Origin of the sequence: Micromonospora chersina (assembly GCF_900091475.1) — a bacterium.
GTDB classification, from domain to species: domain Bacteria; phylum Actinomycetota; class Actinomycetes; order Mycobacteriales; family Micromonosporaceae; genus Micromonospora; species Micromonospora chersina.
The window spans coordinates 5442247-5461403 of record NZ_FMIB01000002.1; the positions used below are offsets into that span (position 1 = coordinate 5442247).

Below are 19157 nucleotides of genomic sequence, written 5' to 3' on the forward strand. Positions count from 1 at the left end.
GGACGCGGTGTTCGGACAGGCGAACGTCCTGGCTCAGGGCCAGGCGGAATTCCCACCGAAGGTGGGGGACTTCTACCTGCCCAGCATCCTGCCCTGGGGTGCGGAGAACTCGTACTGGTTCACCAAGATCACGGCGATGGTGTGGATCGCCGTCGGCGTCCTGATCATCTTCTTCCTGGCCAGTTACCGGAACCCGCAGCTGGTGCCGACCAAGAAGCAGTGGTTCGCCGAGTCGATCTACGGCTTCGTGCGCAACAACATCGCGGTCGACATGATCGGGCACGCGGGGGTGCGCTTCGCGCCCTACTTCACCACGCTGTTCTGCTTCGTGCTGCTGACGAACGCGTTCGCGATCATCCCGTTCTTCCAGATCTCGCCGAACTCGCACATCGCCTTCCCGGCGTTCCTCGCCGTGATCAGCTACGTGCTCTTCAACTACATCGGCATCCGGCACCACGGCTTCGTGAAGTACTTCAAGAACTCGCTGATCCCGCCGGCGCCCTGGTACATCCTGCCGCTGCTGATCCCGATCGAGTTCTTCTCGACCTTCCTCGTCCGGCCGTTCTCGCTCGCCGTCCGTCTCTTCGCGAACATGTTCGCCGGTCACATGCTCCTGCTGGTCTTCACGCTCGGCGGGTTCGCCATGCTCAGCGCCAACGCCTGGCTGGCACCGGTCTCGGTGCTGTCCTGGGTGATGACCATCGCGCTCACCTTCCTCGAGTTCCTGGTGATCGTCCTGCAGGCCTACGTCTTCACGGTGCTGACCGCCAGCTACGTGCAGGGCGCCCTCGCCGAAGAGCACTGATCCGTTCTTTCGCACCAACCGTTGTCGTCCCGCGTGACCGTCACGCGTGATAACCAGGAGGAACCGCAATGAGCATCCTTGCCGAGGTAACGGGCAGCACCGCTGCCATCGGTTACGGCCTGGCCGCCATCGGCCCGGGCATCGGCGTGGGCCTGGTCTTCTCGGCCTACATCCAGTCGACGGCCCGCCAGCCGGAGTCGTCCCGGATGACCCTCCCGTACGTCTGGATCGGCTTCGCCGTCATCGAGGCCCTGGCGCTGCTCGGTATCGCCTTCGGCTTCATCTGGGCCGGCTGATTCACCCCCTCTGACCGGGAGGTTTCCCCATGTACTTCCTCGCCGCTGAGGGTGGTGAGACGACGCACAACCCGATCATCCCGCTCTGGCAGGAGGTCGTGGTCGGTGGCATCGCCTTCATCGTGCTCTGCTTCGTGCTGATGAAGTTCGTCTTCCCCCGCATGGAGCAGACGTTCCAGGCCCGGGTCGACGCGATCGAGGGCGGCATCAAGCGCGCCGAGGCCGCCCAGGCCGAGGCGAACCAGCTGCTCGAGCAGTACCGGGCCCAGCTCGCGGAGGCGCGTACCGACGCCGCCAAGATCCGCGACGACGCCCGGGCCGACGCCGAGGGCATCCGCCAGGACATCCTCGCCAAGGCGCGCGAGGAGTCCGACCGGATCATCGCCGCCGGCAAGGAGCAGCTCGCCGCGGAGCGGGCCACCATCGTGCGCGAGCTGCGCACCGAGGTCGGCACCATCGCGGTGGACCTGGCCAGCCGGATCGTCGGTGAGTCGCTCGCCGACGAGGCGCGGCGCAAGGGCACCGTCGACCGGTTCCTGAGCGGTCTCGAGAGCACGGGGGCCCGCTGATGCAGGCCGCCAGCCGGGAGTCGTACAAGGTCGCGGCGGACCGCCTCGACGCGTACGCCCGCGGCGCGGAGCCGTCGGCGGTGGCCTCCACCGCCGACGACATCCTCTCCGTCGCCGCCCTGCTGCGGCGCGAGCCGCGGCTGCGCCGGGCGCTCTCCGACCCGGCCCGTTCCGGGTCGGATCGGGCCGGCCTGCTCGGCGAGATGCTGCGTGGCAAGATCAGCGCCGACGCGCTCGACCTGCTCGCCTCGCTGGTCTCCGGCCGCTGGTCGGCTCCCTCGCAGCTGCTCGACGGCGTCGAGCGGCTGGGCATCGAGGCGCTCCTCGCGAGCGCCGACAAGGCCGGCGAGCTGGGCGAGGTCGAGGACGAGCTGTTCCGCTTCGGGCAGGTCGTCTCGGGCTCCCCGGAGCTGTCCAACGCGCTCTCCGACCCGATGGCCCCGGCGGCGCAGCGGGCCACCCTGGTCGACCAGCTGCTCGCCGACAAGGCCCGGCCGATCACCGGCTACCTCGTCGGGGCCGCGCTCGGCGGTTTCGGGGGACGCTCCTTCACCGGGGCGCTCACCCGGCTGGTCGAGCTGGCCGCCGATCGGCGGGACCGTCAGGTCGCGTACGTGACCGTGGCGGCCCCGCTGAGTGACGAGGAGGAGCGACGCCTGGGTGCCCGCCTCTCCGAGATGTACGGTCGGGAGGTCTCCGTCAAGCAGACGGTCAACCCGGACGTGCTCGGTGGGGTGAGTGTGCGGGTCGGCTCCGACCTGTACGACGGCACCGTCCTGCGCCGCCTCAACGAGACCCGCAACGCGCTCGCGAAGCGCTGATCAGCGACTGAGCAGCCCTGATTCGACGCCATCGGACCGGTCGGTACTAGGTATCCCGGGCCCCTGATACTTAAGGAAGCAGAGGATGGCCGAGCTGACCATCTCGACGGAGGAGATCCGCGGCGCCCTGGAGCGCTACGTCTCCTCCTACACGGCCGACGTCTCCCGCGAGGAGGTCGGCACCGTCGCCGACGCCGGCGACGGCATCGCCCACGTCGAGGGTCTTCCCTCGACCATGACCAACGAGCTCCTGGAGTTCGAGGACGGCACGCTCGGCGTGGCCCTGAACCTCGACGTCCGGGAGATCGGTGTCGTCGTCCTCGGTGACTTCGCCGGGATCGAAGAGGGTCAGCGCGTCAAGCGCACCGAGCGGGTTCTCTCCGTGCCGGTCGGCGACGCGTTCCTCGGCCGCGTGGTCAACGCGCTCGGCGAGCCGATCGACGGCCTCGGCGACATCGCCAGCGAGGGCTACCGCGAGCTGGAGCTCCAGGCCCCGAACGTGATGTCCCGGCAGTCGGTCTTCGAGCCGCTGCAGACCGGTATCAAGGCCGTCGACGCCATGACCCCGATCGGCCGGGGCCAGCGCCAGCTGATCATCGGCGACCGGAAGACCGGCAAGACCACTGTCGCCCTGGACGCCATCCTCAACCAGCGGGACAACTGGCGCTCCGGCGACCCGAAGAAGCAGGTCCGCTGCATCTACGTCGCCGTCGGCCAGAAGGCCTCCACCATCGCCTCGATCAAGGGGACGCTGGAGGAGGCCGGCGCGATGGAGTACACCACCATCGTGGCCTCGCCGGCCTCCGACCCGGCCGGCTTCAAGTACCTGGCCCCGTACACCGGCTCGTCCATCGGCCAGCACTGGATGTACGGCGGCAAGCACGTCCTGATCGTCTTCGACGACCTGAGCAAGCAGGCCGAGGCGTACCGGGCCGTGTCGCTGCTGCTGCGCCGCCCGCCGGGCCGCGAGGCCTACCCGGGTGACGTCTTCTACCTGCACTCCCGGCTGCTGGAGCGCTGCGCCAAGCTCTCCGACGAGCTGGGCGGCGGCTCGATGACCGGTCTGCCGATCATCGAGACCAAGGCGAACGACATCTCGGCGTTCATCCCCACCAACGTCATCTCCATCACCGACGGCCAGATCTTCCTGGAGACCGACCTGTTCAACCAGGGCGTCCGGCCGGCCATCAACGTCGGCACCTCGGTCTCCCGGGTCGGTGGCGCCGCGCAGGTGAAGCCGATGCGGAAGGTGGCCGGTTCGCTGCGGCTCAACCTGGCCCAGTACCGCGAGCTGGAGGCGTTCGCCGCCTTCGCCTCCGACCTGGACCGGGCCTCCCGCGCCCAGCTGGACCGCGGCTCCCGCCTGGTCGAGCTGCTCAAGCAGCCGAACTACTCGCCGTACCCGGTGCAGGAGCAGGTCGTCTCCGTCTGGGCCGGCACCGAGGGCAAGCTCGACGACATCCCCGTCGGCGAGGTCCGCCGCTTCGAGTCGGAGTTCCTCCAGTACCTCCGGCACAAGCACGAGGGTGTCCTGGCCGGCATCGCCGACAACAAGTGGGACGACGACATCATCGCCTCGCTCGACTCGGCCATCACCGAGTTCAAGAAGGTCTTCCTGGGCAAGGAGGACGAGCACCGGATCAACGAGCCGGCCGCGCAGCCGCTGGAGGGCGAGGAGAACCGCGAGACGGTGACCCGCTTCCGCGACGGCTCGACCGACCGCCCGGCTGAGAGCTGACGATGGCCGCCCAGGTTCGCGTTCTCCGGCAGCGGATCCGTTCCGCCAAGGGGATGAAGAAGATCACCAAGGCGATGGAGCTCGTCGCGACGAGCCGCATCGCCAAGGCTCAGGCCAAGGTGGCCGCCTCGCTGCCGTACGCCGAGGCGATCACCGGCGTGCTGACGGCGCTGGCCTCGAACGCGCGGGTCGACCACCCGCTGCTCACCCCGCGCGAGCGGGTGCGGCGGGCGGGCGTCCTGCTGGTCACCTCCGACCGTGGCCTGGCCGGCGGCTACAGCTCGAACGCGATCCGGACCGCCGAGTCGCTGATCGCCCGGCTGCGGGCCGACGGCAAGGAGCCCGTGCTCTACGTCATCGGCCGCAAGGGCGTGGGCTTCTACCGGTTCCGCAACCGGGAGATCGCCGCGAGCTGGACGGGCTTCTCGGAGCAGCCGGCCTTCTCCGACGCCCGCGAGGTGGGTGAGACGCTGATCAAGGCGTTCACCGCCGGGGCGGACGACGCGGAGGGTCACGCCGGGGCCGACGGGATCGCCGGTGTCGACGAGCTGCACATCGTCTACACCGAGTTCAAGTCGCTCATGACGCAGAACCCGGTCGCCCGGATCATCGGGCCGCTGCAGATCGAGGACCGCCCGCGGTCCGAGGGCCTGCTGCCGGCGTACGAGTTCGAGCCGGACGCGGAGGCGCTGCTCGACGCGCTGCTGCCGAAGTACATCAACACGCGGATCTACGCGGCGTTGCTGGAGTCGGCGGCCAGCGAGTCGGCGGCCCGTCGGCGGGCGATGAAGAGCGCCACCGACAACGCCGAAGAGATGATCGAGAAGTACACGCGTGAGATGAACTCGGCCCGCCAGGCCGGGATCACCCAGGAGATCAGCGAGATCGTCGGCGGCGCGAACGCGCTGGCCGCGTCGGGAAGTGAAGTGTGATGACTGCCCCAGTAGAGACCAAGACGGCCACGGGTCGCGTGGTCCGGGTCATCGGCCCGGTCGTCGACGCCGAGTTCCCGCGCGACGCCATGCCGGACCTGTTCAACGCCCTGCACGTGGACGTGACGCTCTCCGGCGGCGAGAAGACGCTGACCCTCGAGGTCGCCCAGCACCTGGGTGACAACGTGGTCCGCGCCATCTCGATGCAGCCGACCGACGGCCTGGTCCGCGGCACCGAGGTGCGGGACACGGGCGCGCCGATCAGCGTGCCGGTTGGCGACACCGTCAAGGGTCACGTGTTCAACGCGATCGGCGAGTGCCTCAACCTCGCCGAGGGCGAGACGCTCAGCCCGGACGACCACTGGCAGATCCACCGCAAGGCCCCGGCCTTCGCGGACCTGGAGCCGAAGACCGAGATGCTGGAGACCGGCATCAAGGTCATCGACCTGCTCGCCCCGTACGTCAAGGGCGGCAAGATCGGCCTCTTCGGCGGCGCGGGCGTGGGCAAGACGGTGCTCATCCAGGAGATGATCACCCGGGTTGCCCGCAACTTCGGTGGTACGTCGGTCTTCGCCGGCGTGGGTGAGCGCACCCGTGAGGGCAACGACCTCATCGCCGAGATGACCGAGTCCGGCGTCATCGACAAGACCGCGCTTGTCTACGGCCAGATGGACGAGCCGCCGGGCACCCGGCTGCGCGTCGCCCTCTCCGCGCTGACCATGGCGGAGTACTTCCGCGACGTGAAGAAGCAGGAGGTGCTGCTCTTCATCGACAACATCTTCCGCTTCACCCAGGCCGGTTCCGAGGTGTCCACCCTGCTCGGCCGCATGCCGAGCGCCGTGGGTTACCAGCCGACCCTGGCCGACGAGATGGGCGAGCTCCAGGAGCGGATCACCTCCGTCCGGGGCCAGGCCATCACCTCGATGCAGGCGATCTACGTGCCCGCCGACGACTACACCGACCCGGCGCCGGCCACCACGTTCGCCCACCTGGACGCGACCACCAACCTGGAGCGGTCGATCTCCGACAAGGGCATCTACCCGGCCGTGGACCCGCTGGCGTCCTCGTCCCGGATCCTCGCCCCGGAGTTCGTCGGCCAGGAGCACTTCGCGGTCGCCACCGAGGTGAAGCGGATCCTGCAGCGCTACAAGGACCTGCAGGACATCATCGCCATCCTCGGCATCGAGGAGCTCTCCGAGGAGGACAAGCTCACCGTGGGCCGGGCCCGCCGGATCGAGCGCTTCCTGTCGCAGAACACCTACGCCGCCGAGCAGTTCACCGGCGTGCCGGGCTCGACGGTTCCGATCAAGGAGACCATCGAGGCGTTCAAGAAGATCAGCGAGGGCGAGTACGACCACTTCCCCGAGCAGGCGTTCTTCATGTGCGGCGGTCTCGAGGACCTCGAGAAGAAGGCCAAGGAGCTGTCGGAGGGCTGAGAGCCCGCTCACACTCCACAGAGGCCGCCCCGACTCCGGTCGGGGCGGCCTCTGCCTGTTCAGGCCCTCTCGTTACCAGATGCCCGGTTCTCCGGCAAGCGGTTCGGCAGACCGCGCGGTACCGTTCGTGACACGACGTTCACGTCATGACCGTTGATCTCTTGCAACGAAACGGATCCGCGCGCCCGTCTACCAGTCGTGGGCGTGACGATGGGAGATGCTCGTGGGTGGTAAGGCCGACACGGACCGCGGCAAGCGGTCCCTGTGGCGTGGCGTGCCGCGGTGGGCCCGCGTCTGCACCATCCTCGGCGTGGTCATGATGGTGCTCAGCGGCTCCGTGCTGGTGGGCTATCACGCGCTGGTCGCCCGCTACGAGGGCGCGGTCGGCAAGGGCGACCTCTTCGGCGACCAGGCGGCCGGGGCCAAGGAGAAGAAGAGCGACATCAAGGGCCCGCTGAACATCCTGCTGGTGGGCGTCGACCCCCGCAACTCGAAGGCCCGCCCCCTCGCCGACTCGATCATGATCCTGCACGTGCCGGCCGGCATGGACCGCGGCTACCTCTTCTCGCTGCCCCGCGACCTGCGGGTCGAGATCCCCGCCTTCCCGAAGGCCGACTACTCCGGCGGCACCGACCGGCTCAACGCCGCCATGTCGCACGGCAGCGCCGTCCCCGGGCAGAACCCGAGCGCGGCGCAGGGCTTCGAGTTGCTCGCCAGGACCGTGCAGCAGGTCACCGGGATCCAGCGCTTCGACGCCGGCGCGATCATCAACTTCACCGGCTTCAAGAAGATCGTCGACGCCATGGGCGGCGTCGACATGTACATCGAGCGGGACGTCAAGTCCGAGCACCTCCAGCCCGACGGCACCCCGCGTCAGCTCCGGCCGGGCGGCGGGAGCTACCTCGGCCCGCAGGCCGAGTACAAGAAGGGCAACGCCCACCTCAACGGCTGGCAGGCGCTGGACTACGTCCGGCAGCGCTACCCGCGCAACGGCGTACCGGACGCCGACTACGGCCGGCAGCGGCACCAGCAGCAGTTCGTCAAGGCGATGGTGAGCCAGGCGTTCAGCGCGGACGTGGTGGCCAACCCCGTGAAGCTGGACCGGGTGCTGCGCGCGGCCGGCCAGTCGCTGGTCTTCAACGGCCGGGGCAACAGCGTGGTCGACTTCGCCCTCGCCCTGAAGGGCATCCGGGCCGACTCGATCGAGACCATCAAGCTGCCCGGCGGCCCGGTCGAGACCGGCCGGGGATACCAGGGGGAACGGCTGCTGCCCCCCGCCGAGGACTTCTTCGCGGCGCTGCGCAACGAGCAGGTCGACGCGTTCCTGCTGGAGCACCCCGACTTCAAGCAGAAGAGCAAGTAGCGTGAGCGCCAACGGCCCTCGGCGGGTGCCGGGGGCCGTTGCCGTGACCGTGGCACAGCTCTCGCCACCCGCGTTGGGTGGGCCCCGGGGGCGCGACTAGACTTTCGGCAATCCGCCGCCGCAGCAAGGAGACAGCGTGGCACAGCAGCTTCACGTCGAGCTCGTAGCCGTCGAGGAGAAGGTCTGGTCCGGTGAGGCCGAGATGGTCGTCGCCCGGACGACCGAGGGCGAGCTGGGTGTCCTGCCGGGGCACGCGCCGCTGCTCGGCCAGCTCGCGGAGCCCAGCCAGGTCCGCATCAAGCAGGCCGGTGGCGAGCAGCTCGCGTACGACGTGGCGGGCGGCTTCCTGTCGGTGTCCGGTGAGGGCGTGACAGTCCTCGCCGAGAGCGCCACCCCGGCCACTCCGGCGCGCTGAGCCGACCCGCCGATGGAGATCGTGGAAGGGATCGGAATCGGCGTCGCGGTCGTCTTCGCGGCGCTTCTGATCCTCTTCATCCGGCGGGCTCTCTACACCCGTAGCGGAGGCATCATCCGGCTCAGCGTCCGGGTGTCCACGATCCTCGACGGCCGAGGCTGGTCTCCCGGCTTCGGCCGTTTCGTCGGCGACGAACTCCGCTGGTACCGCATGTTCAGCTTCGCCCTGCGTCCCAAGCGGGTGCTCTCCCGCAAGACGCTGGCCGTGGAGCGGCGCCGGCTGCCCGAGGGCCAGGAACGGCTCTCCATGCCGGCCGACTGGGTGATCCTGCGCTGTACCAGCAACCACGCCCCGGTCGAGATCGCCATGGCGCGGTCCACGGTCACCGGCTTCCTCTCCTGGCTCGAGGCCGCCCCACCCGGGGCGGTCTCGCCGCGTCTGGCCTCCCAGGACTGGCCCGCCGCCTGACCTGGCTCGCTGGGGGTCAAGCCCGATAAACCCCAAGGGGTACGCGGAGCGCCGGCCCCACCGGGCTCCGCCCGGCTACCGGTGGCCCGATGAACGCGCCGGACCGGCTCGGAGTGGGACCCAATGTCCGCTTCCGTGTCGCCCCCGACCGTTGAGTGGAACGCCATGGGTGTCTCCGGCGTCCGGATACACCCATGCCGTTCCACCGACCGAGGTCGTGTGCGCCGGATGTCCGGTTCGCGGGTGGTCGGCGGCACTCCGGCGGCGGAATCGCGGGCGGGCCGGGGTCGTTGTATCCCCGTGAACGACCGAGGAAGGCGCCCCGCCCAGCGGGGTGTGCCGGGCCCGGAATGATGGTGGGCCGGCGGTCGTTGTACATGATCCCGGCGCGACGAAGAGGCTCCGCCCCGCGCACCGGATGATCCCCCCAGAACTTTCTTTGAGCGCCTGACGGTGCTTGCGCGCCGCCGACCTCCCCCGTCGGCGTGGTGCGCCAACCCCCAAGGAGCTTTGTCATGAACACGATGCTGCGTAAGAGCGTTCTCGGTATTGCTGGTCTGGCCTTCACCGGCGGCATCTTCGCCGGTCCGATCGCCGCTCACGCCGACGCCGCCCCCGTGCAGGGCAGCAAGCCGGTCGCGGTGAGCGTGCAGGGTGACAAGCTGATCCCGCACGGTGTGCAGGGCGCGCAGTCGCACATCGACCTGAACGATGAGCAGCTGGCCAACGCCAAGGCGATCATCGCCGCGACGAAGAAGGCCGGTCTGCCGGAGCGGGCGGCGGTCATCTCGATCGCCACGTCGCTGCAGGAGTCGAAGCTGGAGAACCTGGGTCACCTCGGCGACCGCAACGACCATGACTCGCTGGGCCTGTTCCAGCAGCGCCCGTCCAGTGGTTGGGGCACGCCGGAGCAGATCACCGACCCGGAGTACTCGACGCTGGCGTTCCTGAAGGGTCTGAAGCAGGTTGACGGGTGGCAGGACATGCCGCTGACCGAGGCCGCTCAGACCGTGCAGGTCTCGGCCTACCCGGATGCGTACGCGCAGTGGGAGCAGCAGGCCGCCGACATCGTCGCCCACAACTGGAACAGCTGACACACGCACGAAGGCCGGTACCCCGAGCGGGTGCCGGCCTTCGGCGTATCCGGGTCAGCCGGTGCCGGCGACCAGTTCGACCTCGTACCCCTGCATGTCGGAGAGGTAGGCGGCGTAGGTCTCCGGGCCGCCGGCGTGCGGGTGCCGGTCCGGGAAGAGCAGCTCCCACCCGTGCCCGGGCGCGGCGGCGACCAGCCGGTCCACGGCGGCCGGCGGGCCGGCGTGGAAGGCCAGGTGGTTGAGGCCCGGCGCGCACCGGTCGTGGGCGCGCCCGGTGAGCGCCGGCGACTCCTCCAGGACCAGGTACGTCGGGCCGAGCCGCCAGGACCGGCCGGCCGGCCAGTCCTGGTACGGCGTCCAGCCCAGTTCACCGAGGAGCCAGCCCCAACTACGCCTGGCAGCGGCGAGATCGGGTACCCACACCTCCACGTGGTGCAGCGCGCCGACGGTCAACGCTTGCCGCCCGGCACCCATAGCACATCCCCATCCGGATTTGCCGTTCTTGACAGGATAAAGAGCAGATCGGAGAGCCGGTTGAGATACTTTGCCGGGAGCGTGCTGGTCCGGTCCGGGTCGTGCGCGACCAGCGCCCACGCCGCACGCTCGGCGCGCCGGGCGGTCGTCCGTGCCACGTGCAGCAGCGCCGCGCCAGCGGTGCCGCCGGGGAGGATGAAGGAGTCGAGCTTGCTCAGGCGCGCGTTGTACTCGTCGCACCAGCCCTCGAGGCGCTCCACGTACTCCTCGGTCACCCGCAGCGGCGGGTACTTCGGGTCCGGCTCCACGGGGGTCGCCAGGTCCGCGCCGACGTCGAACATGTCGTTCTGGATCGACCCCAGCACCGCCCGCAGCTCGTCGGGGAGCTGCCCAAGGGCGAGCGCGACGCCGATGGCGGCGTTGCACTCGTCCACGTCCGCGTACGCGGCGATCCGCGGATCGGTCTTCGGCACCTGCTCGTTGTTGCTCAGCCTGGTCATGCCGGCGTCGCCGGCCTTGGTGTAGATGCGCGTGAGGTGGACGGCCATGACGCACAGCCTACGGATACCGGACCTGACGATCCCGGCGCGGCCGGCCCGCACGGCCTGGCCGGTCGGGGTGGGGCCGGGTGACGCCGGCGACCCGGCGGTCAACGACGTCGACGTCATCCGGGTGCTCGGTGAGGCCCGGCTGGCCGGCACCGTGCACGTGGTCGGGGCGAAGAACTCGGCGTTGAAGCTGATGGCGGCGGCGCTGCTCGCCCCTGGGCGCAGCGTGATCACCAACGTCCCCCGGATCACCGACATCGCCATCATGGGGGAGGTGCTGCGCCGGCTCGGCTGCGTCGTACGCTTCGCCGCCGACGACCCGGTCGACCCCATGGTGGCCCGCGGCGGGGTGGAACGGTCCCGGTCGGTGGTGATCGACGTGCCGGAGCAGCCGGGCGCGGAGGCCGACTACGACCTGGTCCGCCGGCTGCGCGCGTCGATCTGCGTGCTCGGGCCGCTGCTGGCCCGCCGGCGGTACGTGCGGGTGGCCCACCCCGGCGGGGATGCCATCGGCTCCCGCGGCCTGGACATGCACATCGCCGGGCTGGCCCGGATGGGCGCGGAGATCTCCGGCGAGCACGGCTTCGTCATCGCCGAGGCCGCGGACGGGCTGCACGGCGCGGACATCCTGCTGGACTTCCCGAGCGTCGGCGCCACCGAGAACCTGGTGATGGCGGCGGTGCTGGCCCGGGGCGCCACGACTATCGACAACGCGGCCCGGGAGCCGGAGATCGTCGACATCTGCACCATGCTGAACCGGATGGGCGCCCGGATCGAGGGGGCCGGCACGTCGACCCTGCACATCACCGGTGTGCCCGAGTTGCGCCCGGTCCGGCACGCCACGGTGGGGGACCGGATCGTCGCCGGGACGTGGGCGTTCGCCGCCGCGATGACCCGCGGCGACGTGACCGTGACCGGCGTGGACCCGGCCTTCCTGGAGGTCGCGCTGGACAAGCTGGTCTCGGCCGGCGGCCTGGTGGAGACCCGGGGCGGCGCCTTCCGGGTACGCATGGACGACCGGCCGAAGGCCGTCGACGTGGTCACCCTGCCCTTTCCGGGCTTCGCCACCGACCTGCTGCCGATGGCGATCGGGCTGGCCGCGGTCAGCGACGGGGCCTCGCTGATCACCGAGAACATCTTCGACGGCCGGTTCATGTTCGCCAACGAGATGATGCGGCTCGGCGCGGACATCAGGACCGACGGCCACCACGCCCTGGTCTGCGGCCACGACCGCCTCTCCGGCGCCCCGGTACGCGCCACCGACATCCGGGCCGGCGCCGGTCTGATCATCGCCGGGCTCTGCGCCGACGGGGTCACCGAGGTCTCCCACGTGCACCACGTCGACCGCGGCTATCCGGACTTCGTGGCCGACCTGCGGGCCCTCGGCGTCGAGGTGGAACGCGGCACGGCGCCCGACGAACCGGACCTCGCCATCTGAGGGGCCCGCCCTTAGCAGTCGTTCAGCCTCCCCGACTAGGGTGCTCGCAGACACTCATTTCAGCGAGTTCCAGCGAGGGAGAAGCAGATGGCGGGTCGACTCGCGGTCGTCGGTGCCGGGTTGATGGGCTCGGGCATCGCCCAGGTGGCGGCGCAGGCGGGCTGGCAGGTGACGCTGCGCGACCTGGACGACGCGGCCACCAGGCGGGGCGTCGACGGCATCCGGAAGTCGCTTCAGAAGTTCGCCGAGAAGGGGAAGATCGAGGCGTCCGAGGTCGAGGCGACCCTGGCCCGGATCACGCCGACCACGGAGCTGGAAGCGGCGGCCGACGCGGACATCGTCGTCGAGGCGGTCTTCGAGAAGATCGAGATCAAGCACGAGGTGTTCCGCGCGCTGGACAAGATCTGCAAGTCGGACGCGGTGCTGGCCACCAACACCTCGGCCATCCCGGTCACCCAGATCGCCACCGCCACCGAGCGCCCGGAGTCGGTCGTCGGCACCCACTTCTTCTCGCCGGTGCCCATGATGAAGCTCTGCGAGCTGGTCCGCGGCTACAAGACCAGCGACGCGGCCCTGGCCACGGCGAAGGCGTTCGCCGAGGAGATCGGCAAGACGGTCGTGGTGGTCAACCGGGACATCGCCGGCTTCGTCACGACCCGGCTGATCTGCGCCCTCGCCATGGAGGCGGTCAAGCTGGTCGAGGCCGGCGTGATCTCCGCCGAGGACCTGGACACCGCCTGCAAGCTGGGCTTCGGCCACGCCATGGGCCCGCTGGCCACTGTCGACCTGACCGGCGTGGACGTGCTGCTCAACGCCACCCGGAACATCTACACCGACACCGCCGACGAGAAGTTCTTCCCGCCGGAGTTGCTCCAGCGCATGGCGACGGCCGGCGACCTGGGTCGCAAGACCGGCCAGGGCTTCTACAGCTACTGATCCGTGCGGATGACGCCCCCGGCCGCCCCGGTCGGGGGCGTCACGTCTTCCGGGGCGGGGTGAGGGCCGCGCCGATCAGGCCGAACGCGTCCGGGATCACGGTGCCCCAGTAGGCGAAGTTGTGCCGGCCGTCGGCCCAGGCGGCGCGTGCCGGGGGCTCGGGCAGCGCCCGGGCCAGCGCGCGGACGTCCTTGAGGAAGTTGTCCTGCCGGCCGCACCAGAGGCCGACCGGGGTGCCGCGCAGCCGGTCCACGCCGGCGAAGACCGCGTCGCCCGGGCGGACCGCGGGGGAGAAGGCGGCCACCGCGCGCAGCCAACCGGGGTACGCCTCGGCGAGCAGCAGCGCGCCGAACCCGCCCATCGACCAGCCCCACACGGCGAGCCGGCTGCTGTCGAAGCCCCGCCGGGCGCACCAGGTCGGCACCTCCTCGCGGACCATCCGCTGCGGGTCGTCGTCGCCGGAGCGGCGCCAGGAGAGCCGGCCACCGGTGGCCCCGGCCAGCGCGAAGGGCGGGGCGCCACGGCGTACCGCGTCGGTGAGGAACCGGGCCAGCCCGAACCGGCCGTAGTCGCGGGGCGTGGCCGAGGCGCCGTGCAGCACCAGGCAGACCGGCAGGCCGCGGCCGTCGCCGTACCCCTCGGGCACGGCCGTCCAGAAGTCCACCTCGCGGTCGCGGGCCCCGGACCGGATGCGGATCAGGCGCTCGTCCCCGGCCGGCGCGTCGGGCACGGCGGGCGCCGGCCCGGGCCGGGGCTCGGCCAGTTGCCGCGCGGCGAGCCCGCCGACCACCGCGGCGCCGGCCACGCCGGCTGCGGCGCCCAGCAGGGTGCGCCGGGTCAGGAGGTGAGCCATGCCCGCGAGTGTGCCACCCGCGGTGCGCGCCGTCAGCCGTCGCGCTTGGTGGTCCAGCGGAAGGTCGTCAGGCAGAGCACCAGGCCGATCACGCACCACAGCCCGAGCACCAGGGCGACGCGGCCCAGCTCGAACGAGCCGCCCGGTTCCTGCGCCCCGAAGCTGTCCGGCAGGAAGACCGAGCGCAGCCCCTGGCACATCCACTTGAGCGGGAAGAGCGCGGCGACCTGCTGCATCCAGCTCGGCAGGCTGGTGAAGACGAAGAACACGCCGGAGATGAACTGGAGGACCAGGGCCACCGGGGTGACCACGGCCGAGCCGCTGCGGGCGGTGCGGGCCAGCGAGGAGATGGCGATGCCGCACAGCGTGCAGGCGGTGACGCCGAGGACGGCGACCCAGCCGAAGGTGGCCCACTTCGCGGCCGTCGCCGGCAGCTTCAGGTCGAACAGCGCCACCGACACGGCGAGCAGCAGCGCCGTCTCGGCGATGCCGATGGCCACCACCATGAGCACCTTGCCGGCGAACCAGACCCACTTCGGCATCGGGGTGCCCCGGTAGCGCTTGAGCACGCCCCGGTCCCGCTCGATCGGGATCCAGATGCCGAGGTTCTGGAAGCTCACCGTCATCAGACCGGTCGCGATCATGCCGGTGATGAAGTACTGCGTGTAGCTGACGCCGGGGGCGATCTCGTCGTTGAAGATCGCCGCGAAGATCAGGATCATGATGACCGGGAAGCCCATCGTGAAGACGACGGACTCCCGGGAGCGCAGGAACTGGGTGATCTCCAGCCGGCCCTGCCGCAGGGCGAGCGAGGCCCCGCCCGGCCGGCGACCCGGGGCGGCGGCGACCGGCGCGGCCGGCTTCGTGGTGGTCGTCATCAGTGTCCGATCATCCGCAGGTAGACGTCTTCCAGGGTCGGCCGGGTCACGGTGAGGCCCGGGACCTCGCCGCCGAAGCGCGCGGCCAGCTCCGCCACCAGCGCCGTCGGCGTCGCGGTCTCGGCCGTCTCCGGCGTCCCGTCCGGGGTACGCCAGGAGACCGTCGCCAGCGCCTCCTGCCGGTTGCCCAGCCGGTTCGGCGGGGCCACCTCGACCACCCGGCCGGCGGCGATCACCCCGACCCGGTCGGCCAGGGCCTCGGCCTCGTCGAGGTAGTGGGTGGTGAGCACGATGGTGGTGCCGGCGGCCGAGAGGTCGCGGATCAGCTCCCAGAACTCGCGCCGGGCCTCCGGGTCGAAGCCCGTGGTGGGCTCGTCGAGGAACAGCAGCTCGGGGCGGCCCACGATGCCCAGCGCCACGTCCAGCCGGCGCTTCTGCCCGCCGGAGAGGGTGTGCGTGCGCGCCCGGGCCTTGGCGCCCAGCCCGACCCGCTCGACCACCTTGTCCGGGTCGTCGGCGTCCGGGTAGAAGCCGGCGAAGTGCCGCACCACCTCGGCCACGGTCAGCTCGTCGAACTCGCCGGTGCCCTGGAGCACGATGCCGACGCGGGACCGCCAGCCCGGGTCGGGGTGCGCCGGGTCGGCGCCCAGCACGCGGACCTCGCCGGCGTCGCGCCGCCGGTAGCCCTCCAGGATCTCCACCGTGGTGGTCTTGCCCGCGCCGTTCGGGCCGAGCAGGGCGAACACCTCGCCGCGGTGGACGTCGAGGTCCACCCCCGCCACCGCGACGGTGTCGCCGTACGCCTTGCGCAGTCCCCGTACGGAGATCGCGAGCTCGTCATCCATGACGTCCAGTGTGCGACTCCGGCGGCCTGGCCGGGGGCCCGGGGTGTGGTGGTGTCGGCCATGTCGCGCCGCCCGTGCCCGTCGGTCCGCTCCATGGACCTGTGTGGTTTTCCACAGCCCGTTTTACTGAACGGTAACTTAAACTCCGGCCATGGACGAGAAGGCTCCTTCGGGGCGGCTGCCCGAGCGTGACCGGCCCTGGGTGATGCGCACCTACGCCGGGCACTCCTCCGCCACGGCCACCAACGCGCTCTTCCGCCGCAACCTCGCGAAGGGGCAGACCGGTCTCTCGGTCGCCTTCGACCTGCCCACCCAGACCGGCTACGACCCGGACCACGAGCTGGCCACCGGCGAGGTGGGCCGGGTGGGCGTGCCGGTGGCGCACCTCGGCGACATGCGGGCCCTCTTCGACGGCATCCCGCTCGCCGAGATGAACACCTCGATGACCATCAACGCGCCGGCCATGTGGCTGCTCGGCCTCTACGGCACGGTCGCCGCCGAGCAGGGCGCCGAGCTGGCCCGCTGCGCCGGCACCACGCAGAACGACATCATCAAGGAGTACCTGTCCCGCGGGACGTACATCTTCCCGCCGGCGGCTTCGCTGCGGCTGACCGCCGACATCATCGCGTACACCCTGCGCGAGATGCCGAAGTGGAACCCGGTCAACATCTGCTCGTACCACCTCCAGGAGGCCGGCGCGACGCCCGTGCAGGAGGTCGGCTTCGCCCTGGCCACCGCGGTCGCCGTGCTCGACCGGGTACGCGACTCCGGCCAGGTGCCCGCCGAGCGGATGGGCGACGTGGTCCAGCGGATCTCCTTCTTCGTCAACGCCGGCGTGCGCTTCGTCGAGGAGATCGCCAAGATGCGCGCGTTCGGCGCGCTCTGGGACGAGATCACCCGCGACCGGTACGGCGTGGAGAACCCGAAGCAGCGCCGCTTCCGGTACGGCGTCCAGGTCAACTCGCTGGGCCTCACCGAGGCGCAGCCGGAGAACAACATCCAGCGCATCGTGCTGGAGATGCTCGGCGTCACCCTGTCCCGGGACGCCCGGGCCCGGGCCGTGCAACTGCCCGCCTGGAACGAGGCGCTCGGCCTGCCCCGTCCGTGGGACCAGCAGTGGTCGCTGCGCATGCAGCAGGTGCTGGCGTACGAGTCGGACCTGCTCGAATACCCGGACCTGTTCGACGGCTCGCACGTGATGACCGCGCTTGTCGACGACATCGTCGCCGGGGCCCGGGTCGAGTTGGAGAAGGTGCTGGAGATGGGCGGCGTGGTGGCCGCCGTGGAGACCGGCTACCTCAAGAGCGCCCTCGTCGCCTCGCTGGCCGACCGGCGTCGGCGGATGGAGTCCGGCGCCGACGTGGTGGTCGGCGTCAACCGGTTCACCGAGACCGAGCCGTCGCCGCTGACCGCGGCCGGCGCCGAGGCCATCGAGCAGGTCGACCCCGCCGTCGAGGCGGCCGCCGCCACCGCCGTACGCGAGTGGCGGGCCGGCCGGGACACGGCGGCCGTGGACGCGGCACTCGCCCGGCTGCGCGCGGACGCCGCGACCACGACGAACCTCATGCCGGCGACGCTGGAGTGCGTCCGGGCCGGGGTGACCACCGGCGAGTGGGCCGGCGCGCTGCGCCAGGTGTTCGGCGAGTACCGGGCGCCCACCGGTCTGGCCGGCGCGGCCGGCGCCGGCGGCGACCCCGGCCTGGGCGCGGTCCGGGAGCGGGTCGCCGCCACCGCCCGCGAGCTGGGCAGCGGCCGGCTGCGGCTGCTCGTCGGCAAGCCCGGCCTGGACGGGCACTCCAACGGCGCCGAGCAGATCGCGGTACGCGCCCGCGACGCCGGCTTCGAGGTGGTCTACCAGGGCATCCGGCTGACCGCCGGGCAGATCGTGGCGGCCGCCGTGGAGGAGGACGTCGACCTGGTCGGCCTCTCGGTGCTCTCCGGCTCGCACCTGGCCGCCGTGCCGGCTGTGCTGGACGGGCTGCGCGCCGCCGGGCGGGCCGACCTGCCCGTGGTGGTCGGCGGCATCATCCCGGCGGTCGACGCGGACGCGCTCCGGGCCGCCGGTGTCGCCCGGGTGTTCACGCCGAAGGACTTCGCGCTGACCGGCATCATCGACGACCTGGTCACCGTCATCCGGGAGTCCAACGGCCTGTCCTGAGGGGCGTCCGCGCTTCCCGCGTGGCCGTCGGACCCGGCGTCCGAGGTCCGTCCGGGCCGGCGGTGTCAGGCCCTGCCTCCGGCGGGGTCAGGCCGCCTCCGGCGGGCCTGACTCCGGTCAGCGGCTGGCGTAGGTCTGGCAGTCCGCCAGGTCCATGTCCGGGCCGACGGTGATCGCCGGGGCGTGACACTCCAGGTCCGAGTTGTGCCGGCAGTCCGCCCGCTGGCAGGCGCCCACCTGGGCGAGCGTCTGCTCGACGCCGCCGCGCACCGGCATCTCGATGAAGGTGTGGCAGTGCGCGTGGTCGCTGCTGCCGATCGTGATCGCGAAGGCGTGGCAGTCGTTGGTGTGGTTGTAGGCGCAGGACCTGACGGCGCACTCCTGGACCCGGGGCATCTCCATCGACGCGGTCATCTCTCCGGCCCTCCTCTGGACGTCAGCCACAAATGTAGGCATTCGTCCGGTCTTCGACCGCAGATCCGCCCCTGGATCACGCTGTCGGGTGCCCCCGCCGCCCGGCCGTCCGCCCTGTCCGGCAGTGCGGGCTCGTCCGGGCGGCGGCCTTCGCTCGCCTGCGGGGTGGGCAAGCCGGATAAAACCCAAGGGGTACGCGAAACGCCGACTCCACCGGGCTTCGCCCGGCTACCGGTGCCCGATGAGCGCGACCGCCCAGCGCCCCGCCCTCGGTAGCCGGCCTGGAATGGACGGAATGTCAGCTTTACGCGTCGCCCCCGACCGGTGAGTGGAACGCCCTGTATGTCTCCGGGGCCGGGATACCCACATGGCGTTCCACCGACCGAGGTCGTCTGCGCCGGATGTCCGTTTCCGGGGTGGTCGGCGGCACTCTGGCGGTGGAATGGCGGGCGGGTGGGGGTCGTTGTATGCCCGTGCACGATCGAGGAGGACGGCCCGCCGACGTGGGTGTCCCGGGCCCGGAATGATGGTGGGCCGCCGGTCGTTGTACATGATCCCGGCGCGACGAAGAGGCCCCACCCCGCACGCCGGATGATCCCCCAAGACTTTCCCCTTTTGAGCGCCTGACGGTGCTTGCGCACACGCTGACCCCCATCGGCACTGTGCGCCAACCCCC

Annotated in this window: 20 protein-coding genes; 14 read left to right on the forward strand and 6 right to left on the reverse strand. The window is 71.0% G+C overall.

The genetic code is table 11. The features are described 5' to 3' along the window. Window positions 1-7: 7 nt before the first annotated feature. From atpB to GA0070603_RS25400, 11 genes are all read left to right on the forward strand, one after another. Complete coding sequence (gene atpB / locus GA0070603_RS25350; RefSeq protein WP_091318737.1) at window positions 8-805, forward strand: F0F1 ATP synthase subunit A; 798 nt, start codon at window positions 8-10, stop codon at window positions 803-805. Between the two features lie 68 nt (window positions 806-873). Then, entirely contained in the window at window positions 874-1101 is a 228-nt protein-coding gene (locus GA0070603_RS25355; protein ID WP_091318740.1) for an ATP synthase subunit C-like protein, read from the forward strand. 29 nt (window positions 1102-1130) lie between these two features. Further along, window positions 1131-1670, forward strand: a complete 540-nt coding sequence (locus GA0070603_RS25360; protein ID WP_091318742.1) for a F0F1 ATP synthase subunit B — start codon at window positions 1131-1133, stop codon at window positions 1668-1670. Continuing rightward, on the forward strand, window positions 1670-2491 hold the full coding sequence (locus tag GA0070603_RS25365) for a F0F1 ATP synthase subunit delta (protein ID WP_091318744.1): 822 nt from the start codon (window positions 1670-1672) through the stop codon (window positions 2489-2491). Before GA0070603_RS25360 ends, GA0070603_RS25365 begins: the two co-directional genes overlap by 1 nt. 85 nt (window positions 2492-2576) lie before the next feature. Beyond that, entirely contained in the window at window positions 2577-4229 is a 1653-nt protein-coding gene (gene atpA / locus GA0070603_RS25370) for a F0F1 ATP synthase subunit alpha (RefSeq protein WP_091318746.1), read from the forward strand. Window positions 4230-4231: 2 nt separating this feature from the next. Then, window positions 4232-5161: a F0F1 ATP synthase subunit gamma gene (locus GA0070603_RS25375; protein ID WP_091318749.1), complete on the forward strand. Its 930-nt coding sequence runs from the start codon at window positions 4232-4234 to the stop codon at window positions 5159-5161. Further along, on the forward strand, window positions 5161-6597 hold the full coding sequence (gene atpD / locus GA0070603_RS25380; RefSeq protein ID WP_091318751.1) for a F0F1 ATP synthase subunit beta: 1437 nt from the start codon (window positions 5161-5163) through the stop codon (window positions 6595-6597). Before GA0070603_RS25375 ends, atpD begins: the two co-directional genes overlap by 1 nt. A 217-nt stretch (window positions 6598-6814) precedes the next feature. Next, window positions 6815-7960 carry an LCP family protein gene (locus GA0070603_RS25385; protein ID WP_091318754.1) on the forward strand — a complete coding sequence of 382 codons (1146 nt, stop codon included), beginning with the start codon at window positions 6815-6817 and terminating at the stop codon, window positions 7958-7960. A 136-nt stretch (window positions 7961-8096) separates the two neighbouring features. Further along, window positions 8097-8375, forward strand: coding sequence for a F0F1 ATP synthase subunit epsilon (locus GA0070603_RS25390; RefSeq protein ID WP_091318756.1), 279 nt, complete (start codon window positions 8097-8099; stop codon window positions 8373-8375). Between the two features lie 12 nt (window positions 8376-8387). Then, the gene (locus tag GA0070603_RS25395; protein ID WP_091318759.1) at window positions 8388-8843 is read left to right on the forward strand and encodes a DUF2550 domain-containing protein; all 456 of its coding nucleotides are present in this window, start codon (window positions 8388-8390) and stop codon (window positions 8841-8843) included. A gap of 515 nt (window positions 8844-9358) precedes the next feature. Next, on the forward strand, window positions 9359-9937 hold the full coding sequence (locus GA0070603_RS25400; RefSeq protein ID WP_091318761.1) for a hypothetical protein: 579 nt from the start codon (window positions 9359-9361) through the stop codon (window positions 9935-9937). Between the two features lie 54 nt (window positions 9938-9991). Here the strand turns inward: GA0070603_RS25400 and GA0070603_RS25405 are convergent, their stop codons facing one another. Further along, entirely contained in the window at window positions 9992-10411 is a 420-nt protein-coding gene (locus tag GA0070603_RS25405; RefSeq protein WP_091318764.1) for a VOC family protein, read from the reverse strand. Next, window positions 10387-10959 carry a cob(I)yrinic acid a,c-diamide adenosyltransferase gene (locus tag GA0070603_RS25410; RefSeq protein WP_091318767.1) on the reverse strand — a complete coding sequence of 191 codons (573 nt, stop codon included), beginning with the start codon at window positions 10957-10959 and terminating at the stop codon, window positions 10387-10389. The genes GA0070603_RS25405 and GA0070603_RS25410 overlap by 25 nt, the downstream gene beginning before the upstream one ends. Between GA0070603_RS25410 and murA the strand changes: the two genes are divergently transcribed. After that, entirely contained in the window at window positions 10958-12397 is a 1440-nt protein-coding gene (murA, locus tag GA0070603_RS25415) for a UDP-N-acetylglucosamine 1-carboxyvinyltransferase (RefSeq protein ID WP_091318769.1), read from the forward strand. The genes GA0070603_RS25410 and murA overlap by 2 nt on opposite strands. Before the next feature lie 87 nt (window positions 12398-12484). Next, on the forward strand, window positions 12485-13333 hold the full coding sequence (locus GA0070603_RS25420; protein WP_091318771.1) for a 3-hydroxyacyl-CoA dehydrogenase family protein: 849 nt from the start codon (window positions 12485-12487) through the stop codon (window positions 13331-13333). A gap of 40 nt (window positions 13334-13373) precedes the next feature. Here the strand turns inward: GA0070603_RS25420 and GA0070603_RS25425 are convergent, their stop codons facing one another. From GA0070603_RS25425 to GA0070603_RS25435, 3 genes are read right to left on the reverse strand one after another with little or no spacing between them, the layout of a single operon-like run. Further along, entirely contained in the window at window positions 13374-14186 is an 813-nt protein-coding gene (locus GA0070603_RS25425; protein ID WP_091318773.1) for an alpha/beta hydrolase, read from the reverse strand. A gap of 32 nt (window positions 14187-14218) precedes the next feature. After that, the gene (locus tag GA0070603_RS25430) at window positions 14219-15064 is read right to left on the reverse strand and encodes an ABC transporter permease (protein ID WP_091318776.1); all 846 of its coding nucleotides are present in this window, start codon (window positions 15062-15064) and stop codon (window positions 14219-14221) included. Further along, window positions 15064-15909, reverse strand: a complete 846-nt coding sequence (locus GA0070603_RS25435) for an ABC transporter ATP-binding protein (protein ID WP_091318779.1) — start codon at window positions 15907-15909, stop codon at window positions 15064-15066. Before GA0070603_RS25435 ends, GA0070603_RS25430 begins: the two co-directional genes overlap by 1 nt. A 151-nt stretch (window positions 15910-16060) precedes the next feature. Here GA0070603_RS25435 and GA0070603_RS25440 point away from each other — a divergent pair, with 151 nt between their 5' ends. Next, complete coding sequence (locus GA0070603_RS25440; RefSeq protein ID WP_091318781.1) at window positions 16061-18067, forward strand: protein meaA; 2007 nt, start codon at window positions 16061-16063, stop codon at window positions 18065-18067. Window positions 18068-18184: 117 nt separating this feature from the next. On the opposite strand, the gene GA0070603_RS25445 is transcribed toward GA0070603_RS25440, so the two are convergent. Then, on the reverse strand, window positions 18185-18481 hold the full coding sequence (locus tag GA0070603_RS25445; protein WP_091318783.1) for a DUF1540 domain-containing protein: 297 nt from the start codon (window positions 18479-18481) through the stop codon (window positions 18185-18187). Window positions 18482-19157 lie beyond the last annotated feature (676 nt).

What these genes read in the sequence shown, in the direction of transcription:
- GA0070603_RS25435 (WP_091318779.1), bottom strand. Translation starts at nt 15,909, where the DNA reads ATGGATGACGAGCTCGCGATCTCCGTACGGGGACTGCGCAAGGCGTAC.
- GA0070603_RS25410 (WP_091318767.1), bottom strand. Translation starts at nt 10,959, where the DNA reads ATGGCCGTCCACCTCACGCGCATCTACACCAAGGCCGGCGACGCCGGC.
- GA0070603_RS25385 (WP_091318754.1), top strand. Translation starts at nt 6,815, where the DNA reads ATGCTCGTGGGTGGTAAGGCCGACACGGACCGCGGCAAGCGGTCCCTG.
- GA0070603_RS25395 (WP_091318759.1), top strand. Translation starts at nt 8,388, where the DNA reads ATGGAGATCGTGGAAGGGATCGGAATCGGCGTCGCGGTCGTCTTCGCG.
- GA0070603_RS25365 (WP_091318744.1), top strand. Translation starts at nt 1,670, where the DNA reads ATGCAGGCCGCCAGCCGGGAGTCGTACAAGGTCGCGGCGGACCGCCTC.
- murA (WP_091318769.1), top strand. Translation starts at nt 10,958, where the DNA reads ATGACGCACAGCCTACGGATACCGGACCTGACGATCCCGGCGCGGCCG.
- GA0070603_RS25360 (WP_091318742.1), top strand. Translation starts at nt 1,131, where the DNA reads ATGTACTTCCTCGCCGCTGAGGGTGGTGAGACGACGCACAACCCGATC.
- GA0070603_RS25400 (WP_091318761.1), top strand. Translation starts at nt 9,359, where the DNA reads ATGAACACGATGCTGCGTAAGAGCGTTCTCGGTATTGCTGGTCTGGCC.
- GA0070603_RS25405 (WP_091318764.1), bottom strand. Translation starts at nt 10,411, where the DNA reads ATGGGTGCCGGGCGGCAAGCGTTGACCGTCGGCGCGCTGCACCACGTG.
- GA0070603_RS25375 (WP_091318749.1), top strand. Translation starts at nt 4,232, where the DNA reads ATGGCCGCCCAGGTTCGCGTTCTCCGGCAGCGGATCCGTTCCGCCAAG.
- GA0070603_RS25440 (WP_091318781.1), top strand. Translation starts at nt 16,061, where the DNA reads ATGGACGAGAAGGCTCCTTCGGGGCGGCTGCCCGAGCGTGACCGGCCC.
- GA0070603_RS25445 (WP_091318783.1), bottom strand. Translation starts at nt 18,481, where the DNA reads ATGACCGCGTCGATGGAGATGCCCCGGGTCCAGGAGTGCGCCGTCAGG.
- GA0070603_RS25430 (WP_091318776.1), bottom strand. Translation starts at nt 15,064, where the DNA reads ATGACGACCACCACGAAGCCGGCCGCGCCGGTCGCCGCCGCCCCGGGT.
- atpD (WP_091318751.1), top strand. Translation starts at nt 5,161, where the DNA reads ATGACTGCCCCAGTAGAGACCAAGACGGCCACGGGTCGCGTGGTCCGG.
- GA0070603_RS25420 (WP_091318771.1), top strand. Translation starts at nt 12,485, where the DNA reads ATGGCGGGTCGACTCGCGGTCGTCGGTGCCGGGTTGATGGGCTCGGGC.
- GA0070603_RS25355 (WP_091318740.1), top strand. Translation starts at nt 874, where the DNA reads ATGAGCATCCTTGCCGAGGTAACGGGCAGCACCGCTGCCATCGGTTAC.
- GA0070603_RS25425 (WP_091318773.1), bottom strand. Translation starts at nt 14,186, where the DNA reads ATGGCTCACCTCCTGACCCGGCGCACCCTGCTGGGCGCCGCAGCCGGC.
- atpA (WP_091318746.1), top strand. Translation starts at nt 2,577, where the DNA reads ATGGCCGAGCTGACCATCTCGACGGAGGAGATCCGCGGCGCCCTGGAG.